This window comes from Myxococcus vastator (assembly GCF_010894475.1).
In the GTDB taxonomy this organism is placed as follows: Bacteria; Myxococcota; Myxococcia; order Myxococcales; family Myxococcaceae; genus Myxococcus; species Myxococcus vastator.
Genome location: NZ_JAAIYB010000451.1, coordinates 1 through 6,553, shown reverse-complemented (window position 1 = coordinate 6,553; position 6,553 = coordinate 1). Strand labels below are relative to the sequence as shown.

Sequence of the window (6,553 nt, the reverse complement as noted above, 5' to 3'; positions counted from 1 at the left end):
TTCCGGCCCCGGGGCAGCAGCTCCAGCGCGTCCGTCCGGCTGACGACGGGGCCCTCACACAGGATGGCCAGCCGCTCCACCAGGTTGCGCAGCTCGCGCACGTTGCCTGGATAGTCGTAGGCGCTCATCACCGCCAGCGCGTCGGGGGACAGCGTCAGCGGCCGGCGTCCATTCTTCGCGCAGGCCTCGTCGAGGAACGTCTTGATGAGGTCCGGCAAGTCCTCGCGCCGCTCGCGCAGCGGGGGCGAGTGAAGCTGCACGACGTTGATGCGGTAGTAGAGGTCCTCGCGGAAGCGCCCGGCGGCAATCTCCGCCTCCAGGTTCTTGTTCGTCGCCGCGATGACGCGCACGTCCACCTTGAGCGTCTCCGCGCCGCCCACGCGCTCCAGCTCGCCCTCCTGCAACACGCGCAGCAGCTTGGCCTGCATCGCCTGCGGCATGTCGCCAATCTCGTCCAGGAAGAGCGTGCCCTCGTGGGCCAGCTCGAACTTGCCCCGCCGCACGCTCACCGCGCCGGTGAAGGCGCCCTTCTCGTGGCCGAACAGCTCGCTCTCGATGAGCTCGTGCGGCACCGCGGCGCAGTTGAGCTTCACGAACGGCTGCCCCTTGCGCTTCGAGTGCTGGTGCAGCGCCCGCGCGATGAGCTCCTTGCCCGTCCCGTTCTCCCCCGTAATCAGCACCCGGCCCTCGGACGGCGCCGTGCGCTGGATGAGCGAGAAGATGCGCTGCATGGCCGGCCCGCTGCCCACCATGTCGTAGCGGCCCAGCTGCGCCCGCAGCTCCTGGAGCTCCGCCATGGCCGCCTGGTGCTTGAGCACGTTGCGCAGCGCCACCAGCAGCCGCTCCCGGGCAATTGGCTTTTCCAGGAAATCCCTGGCCCCTAGCTGGGTCGCCTTCACCGCGGTGTCGATGGTGCCGTGCCCGGACATCATGATGACGGGCAGCTCCGGCTTCAGCTCGGTCAGCCTGGCCAGGGCCGTGAGGCCGTCCATGTCCGGCATCTTCACGTCCATCAGCACCGCGTCCACGGGGCGGGCGCTGACGACATCCAGGGCCACCTGCCCGCTGTTGGCCAGGTGCGTCTGGTACCCCGCCAGTTGGAGCGACTGGCTCAGGGTGAGGAGGATGTTCTTCTCGTCATCGACGATGAGGACGGAGGCGGGCATGACGGGCTTTCCCCGAGGCGGGCCATGGGGCGCGCCACACGTGGGTCAATCGTGACAATCTCACGGAAAATATTTGGACATTCAAGGGTTTCGGCGGCCGGGGGGGTGTCCAGGGAGGGACAAATGTTTTGACTCACCCCCGCCACTGAGACTACACGCCACCCACTACCCCGCGGGCGCGGGCGCGTTTTCGACTACAGAATTCTGGAGGAAATAATGCGTCAGATTTCCCTTTTGGCGGGGCTCTCCCTCGCCGTCGCCATCATGGGCGGCTGCACCCCTTCCTATCCGAAGTGCAATGAGGACGAGCACTGCGCGGAGAAGGGCGAGGTTTGCGTCCAGGGCCAGTGCCAGGAGTGCGCCACCGACGCCAACTGCCAGGAGGGGTTCACCTGCCAGGCGAACAAGTGTGCCCCGAAGCCGCCTGAGTGCACCACGGACAGCGCCTGTGGCAGCGGCCGCATCTGTGAGGCCGGCAAGTGCGCGGAGGCCCAGTGCCAGGAGGACACCCAGTGCCCCGGCGGTGGCAAGTGCGAGTCCGGCCGTTGCCAGGCCCCCGAGAACACCTGCGCGTCCAGCGATGATTGCGGCGAGGGCCAGGAGTGCCAGGCCGGCCAGTGCGTGACGGCCTCCGTGGACCGCTGCGACTGGAGCCCCGTGCCGTTCGGCTTCAACGAGTCCGGCCTGTCCGCGGACGCGCAGCAGCGCCTGTCCGACCTGGCCCAGTGCCTGAAGAGCGCGCCGGGCCGCGTCACCCTGGCGGGCCACGCCGACGAGCGCGGCACCGAGGAGTACAACCTCCAGCTCTCCAACCGCCGCGCGGCGTCCGTCAAGCGCTACCTGACGGACCTGGGCGTCCCGGCCAGCCAGCTGGGCACGGTGGGTTATGGTGAGAACCGCCCGGTGAACACCGCCTCGTCCGAAGACGCGTGGTCCGAGAACCGCCGCGTCGAGTTCCAGCGCTAGTCTGAGGTAGGCTGCGCGGGTGATGGCCGTCCAAGAGCCTGAAGCGCGTCAGTCCTATCTCGTCTTCGCCTGTGGCAGCAGCTGGTATGCGGTGCCCGCGGAGAGCGCGGTGGAGGTGGTCACCTTCCCCGAGCTCACGCGGGTGCCCGGCGCTCCAGCCCACCTGCTGGGCGTGTTCGCGCACCGGGGTGAAGTCATCCCCGTCGTGGACATGGGCCTGCTGGTGAGCGGCGTCAGTCAGGGTTCCCGGAGGGCGGTGCTGGTGCGCCTGCCACGAGGGACCCTGGCCCTCACGGCCAGTACGGTGGCCGGCGTCTCCCCGGTGACGGGCACGCTGGAGCCCCTGGGCCCCACGGGCGTCCACGTCCACCTGCGCGGCCCCGCCAAGAGCGGCCCCCGGGACGTGGCCGTCATCGACCCGGAAGGGCTCTTCGACCACCTCAGTCAGGGGACCTGAGCCATGGAGCCGCCGGGCCACGTCCGGGGAATGCTCCTGTGTCATGCCGGTCCCCACCGGCTCGCCTTCCATGCGCACGAGGTGGCCTCCATCGCGTCGCCCGCCGGGTACGCGGCGGCCTCCGCGCGCCGGGCCTTCCATGAGACGGCGGGGGCCGCCCGGGTGCTGGTGTCCGCCTCGGGCGGGGCGGTGGGCGTGGACGCCTTGGAGATCGACGCCGAGTCGCACCGGGTGCTGTCCGCGCCGCCGGTGACGGTGCGCGCGTCGGGTGGCAGCCTCCAGGGCTTTGTCCTGGCGCGAGGGGCGCTGTGGCCCCTGGTGGGCCTGGCGGACTTCGAGCGCTTCCTGCGCGGGCATTCAGGGGAGGGCGCATGACGGTGCCCGTGGGTTTGAGGGGTCTGGCGCGGTGGACCGCGCGCCCCGCGTTGTTGGGCAGCGCCCTGGGCACGGCGCTGGTGCTGCTGCACTGCCAGCTCACCGACACGGTGCCCGAGGGCACCTGGGGGCCCTTCCTGCTGCTGGTGGGCGTGGCGCTGTCGCTGGCGCTCTGGTTCACCGGCGTGCACGGCCGGCGCGCGCTGCGGGTGCTGTATGCGCTGGGCGAAGGGCGGCTGCCGTCCACGCACGAGGCCCTGCTCAAGGCGCTGCTGGAAGCGCGCTCCTTCCCGGAGCGCAGCTTCGCCTTCGTCCTCCAGTGCTGGCTGCTCGCCTCGCTGGGCGTGGCGCTCGTCTTCGTCCCGCTGGTGGGCGGGACGTGGGTGCTGGGGATGCGGCTGGCGCTGATGGGCCTGTTCCTGGGGCCGCTGAGCGCGCTGTTCGTCTACCTGATGGTGGCTCGCCGCGCTCGCAAGGCGGTGGAGCGGGTGGCGGCCCAGGGCCTGTCTCCGCTGGAGGTGGTGGCCACCGCGCCGCCGCGCCGCCTGCACATCCGCCGGCGGATGGTGCTCTTCACGGCCATCGCCGTGCTCAGCCCGTCCTTCTTCATCATCGACGCGTCGGTGACGCGGGCGATGGACGCGGTGGACGCGATGGTGGGCGCGCCGGACCATGTCCAGCGCGAGGTGGCGGGGCGGGCCAGCCAGACGCGCGGGCTCGCGGTGGCCGGGCTGGTCGCGGTGCTGGTGATGATGACGGCCTACGTGGGCGGCGCCGTCATCGCCGAGCCGCTGCGCTCCATCACCGAGGACGCCACGCGCATCGCCCAGGGCGACTTCCGCCCGCCGCGCATCATCGCCGCGGAGGACGAGGTGTGGGCCACCTCCGCCGCCTTCGCGCAGATGCAGACGCAACTGGGACAGGCGCTTGCGCAGCTGCGGCGCGCGGGCCTCCAGATTTCCACCACCACCGAGCAGCTGGTGGCCACCTCCGGTGAGCAGGAGTCCGGCGCGGATGAGCAGTCCGCGTCGCTCAACGTGACGAGCGCCACCACGGAGGAGCTGGCGCGCTCGGCGCAGCAGATCGCCGGCAACGCGGAGTCGGTGTCCGCCATCGCGGAGACGACCTTCGCCGCCGCGCAGACGGGGCAGCGCGGCGCCGCCGCCTTCCTGGGCGCGATGCAGCGCATGAAGGAGGACAACCAGGCCATCGCGGACGCGGTGGTGCGGCTCAACAAGCGCGTGCAGCAGATTGGCAAGGTGGTGGAGTTCATCAACGAGATTGCCGACAAGTCCGACCTGCTGGCGCTCAACGCGGAGCTGGAGGGCACCAAGGCGGGCGAGGTGGGCCGGGGCTTCTCACTGGTGGCCGCGGAGATGCGGCGCCTGGCGGAGAACGTCATCCGCTCCACCAAGGCGATTGAGCAGCTCATCGCGGAGATTCGCGACGCGACGCACGCCGCCGTCATGGCCACCGAGGCGGGGCTGAAGACGACGGACGCGGGCACGGTGCTGGCCGCGCAGGTGGACGAAAGCCTGAGCCTCATCCTGGAGCTGGCCCGGCAGACGTCCCACGCGGTGCGCAGCATCTCCCTGGCCACGCAGCAGCAGCAGACGGGGACGGACCAGCTCGCGGCCGCCATGGGCGACATCCTCCGCGTCACCGAGCAGAACTTCGCGGCCACCAAGCAGATGGCGGCGGCCAACGGCGACCTGTCCACCCTGGCGCGTGACTTGAAAGACGCGGTGGAGCGCTTCAACGTCGGGCCGGGAGGTGACGCGTGAGCGCGCAGAAGGGCCCCCGGCGGGCCTCCTTCAGCCGGCACCTCATGGCGCCCGTTCCACTGGCCAACCTGGTGGGCGCGGCCCTCGGCCTGCGTTTCGCCTCGCTGACCCTGGCCGAGCCGCTGGCGGGCCGGATGGACGTGCTGGGCATCCTGGGCGGCGCGCTCTGCGTGACGGCGCTGGCGTCGGGGGCCGCCGTGTCCCTGGGACGGCAGCGCACCTTGCGCGGGCTGGAGCGTGGGGATGTGCCCACCACGCCCCAGACGCTGGCGTCGGCGGTGGCGGAGGTGACGCGCGCGCCGGACGAGGCCTTCCTGGGCTCGCTGGGGCTGTGGCTGGTCACCACGCTGGCGCTGGGCGGGTGCATGTGGCTGGGCGTGGGCGTGGAGGTGGCGGTGGCCGCTCGCATCGCCGCGCTGGGCCTGCTCTTCGGGCCGCTGACCGCGCTGCTCGTGTACTGCCTCGTCGTGCTTCGTTCGCGCAAGGTGGTGCTGTGGCTGGCGGAGCTGGGCATGACGCACGCGCAGCTCATCGAGGCCATGCCCCGGCGCGCGGAGCTTCGCGCGCGGCTGGTGGCCTTCGCCTTCGTGGCGGTGGTGACGCCCGCGGTGCTGTCCGCGCAGCTCGCGTCGGCGCTGAGCAACCACATCTTCACCCGGCTCATGGCGGAGCGGGACGTCAGCCGTCAGCTGGTGTTGGCGCAGGAGCTCCGGGCGGAGGCGCTGACGCAGGGCGGAGGCCTGGTGCTGCTCGTCTTCGCGCTGGCGCTGACGGCCGCCTACCTGGGCGGCACCATGCTGGGGCGGCCCCTCCGGGAGCTGTCGCGCGAGGCGAAGCGCATCGCCGAGGGCGACCTGGCCAGCCCGCGCGTGGTGCCCGCGGAGGACGAGGTCTGGGACGTGTCCGCGGCGTTCACCACCATGCGCGCGCACCTGGCGGACGTGATGTCGCAGTTGCAGCGGGCGGGCGCGCAGATTTCGGCCACCACGGAGGAGATTCTCACCACGTCGGGGCGCTACGAGGCGGGCGCGACGGAGCAGGCCAGCTCGCTGGACGAGACGAGCGCCACCACGGAGGAGCTGGCGCGTTCGGCGCGGCAGATCGCGGAGAACGCCGGCTCGGTGGCGGAGATTGCCCAGCGCACGCTGGGCGCGGCGCAGCAGGGGCAGGGGAGCGCGGAGGACTTCCTGGGCTCCATGGCGCGCATGCGTCAGGACAACAACGCCATCTCCTCCGCCGTGGTGCGGCTCAACAAGCGCGTGCAGCAGATTGGAAAAATCGTCGAGTTCATCAACGGCGTCGCCGACAAGTCGGAGTTGCTGGCGCTCAACGCCGAGCTGGAGGGCACCAAGGCCAGTGAGGTGGGCCGGGGCTTCTCGCTGGTGGCCGCGGAGATGCGGCGCCTGGCGGAGAACGTGCTGGAGTCCACGAAGGAGATTGAGGGCCTCATCGAGGAGGTGCGCGAGGCCTCCGCCGCCGCCGTGTCCGCCACCGAGGGCGGCGTGCGCGCGGTGGAGACGGGCACCACGCTGGCGCAGCAGGTGTCCGAGTCGCTGCGGCAGATTGTCGACCTGGCCGGGCAGACGTCCTACGCGGTGCGCAGCATCTCCCTGGCCACGCAGCAGCAGCAGCTGGGCACCGACCAGCTCGCCGACACGATGGCGGACATCCTCCGCATCACCCAGCAGAGCCTCAACGCCACCAAGCAGGTGACGACGGCGAACACGGACCTGCTGGTGCTCGCCAGGGACCTGCAGGGCGTGGTGGAGCGCTTCCAGATTGGACAGGAGCCGCTGGGGGAGGAG

6 protein-coding genes are annotated in these 6,553 nt (G+C 71.2%); 5 read left to right on the top strand and 1 reads right to left on the bottom strand.

The features are described from left to right. Positions 1–1,166 (bottom strand): sigma-54-dependent transcriptional regulator (locus G4D87_RS31095; protein WP_163786324.1); only part of this gene is annotated, 1,166 nt, incomplete at its 3' end. A 216-nt stretch (positions 1,167–1,382) separates the two neighbouring features. Here G4D87_RS31095 and G4D87_RS31090 point away from each other — a divergent pair. The 5 genes from G4D87_RS31090 to G4D87_RS31070 all read left to right on the top strand — a co-directional run. Continuing rightward, a complete protein-coding gene (locus G4D87_RS31090; protein ID WP_163786323.1) occupies positions 1,383–2,132 on the top strand; it encodes an OmpA family protein in 750 nt (249 codons plus the stop codon). 22 nt (positions 2,133–2,154) lie between these two features. Continuing rightward, a complete protein-coding gene (locus G4D87_RS31085) occupies positions 2,155–2,589 on the top strand; it encodes a chemotaxis protein CheW (RefSeq protein ID WP_205507783.1) in 435 nt (144 codons plus the stop codon). A gap of 3 nt (positions 2,590–2,592) precedes the next feature. Next, positions 2,593–2,964 carry a protein CrdC gene (locus G4D87_RS31080; RefSeq protein ID WP_163786321.1) on the top strand — a complete coding sequence of 124 codons (372 nt, stop codon included), beginning with the start codon at positions 2,593–2,595 and terminating at the stop codon, positions 2,962–2,964. Next, positions 2,961–4,748 (top strand): methyl-accepting chemotaxis protein, encoded by a 1,788-nt coding sequence (locus G4D87_RS31075; protein ID WP_163786320.1) that lies wholly within the window; start codon positions 2,961–2,963, stop codon positions 4,746–4,748. Before G4D87_RS31080 ends, G4D87_RS31075 begins: the two co-directional genes overlap by 4 nt. Further along, positions 4,745–6,553: methyl-accepting chemotaxis protein (locus tag G4D87_RS31070; protein WP_163786319.1), on the top strand; the 1,809-nt coding region annotated here is incomplete at its 3' end. The genes G4D87_RS31075 and G4D87_RS31070, both read left to right, overlap by 4 nt.

What these genes read in the sequence shown, in the direction of transcription:
- G4D87_RS31090 (WP_163786323.1), top strand. Translation starts at nt 1,383, where the DNA reads ATGCGTCAGATTTCCCTTTTGGCGGGGCTCTCCCTCGCCGTCGCCATC.
- G4D87_RS31080 (WP_163786321.1), top strand. Translation starts at nt 2,593, where the DNA reads ATGGAGCCGCCGGGCCACGTCCGGGGAATGCTCCTGTGTCATGCCGGT.
- G4D87_RS31075 (WP_163786320.1), top strand. Translation starts at nt 2,961, where the DNA reads ATGACGGTGCCCGTGGGTTTGAGGGGTCTGGCGCGGTGGACCGCGCGC.
- G4D87_RS31085 (WP_205507783.1), top strand. Translation starts at nt 2,155, where the DNA reads ATGGCCGTCCAAGAGCCTGAAGCGCGTCAGTCCTATCTCGTCTTCGCC.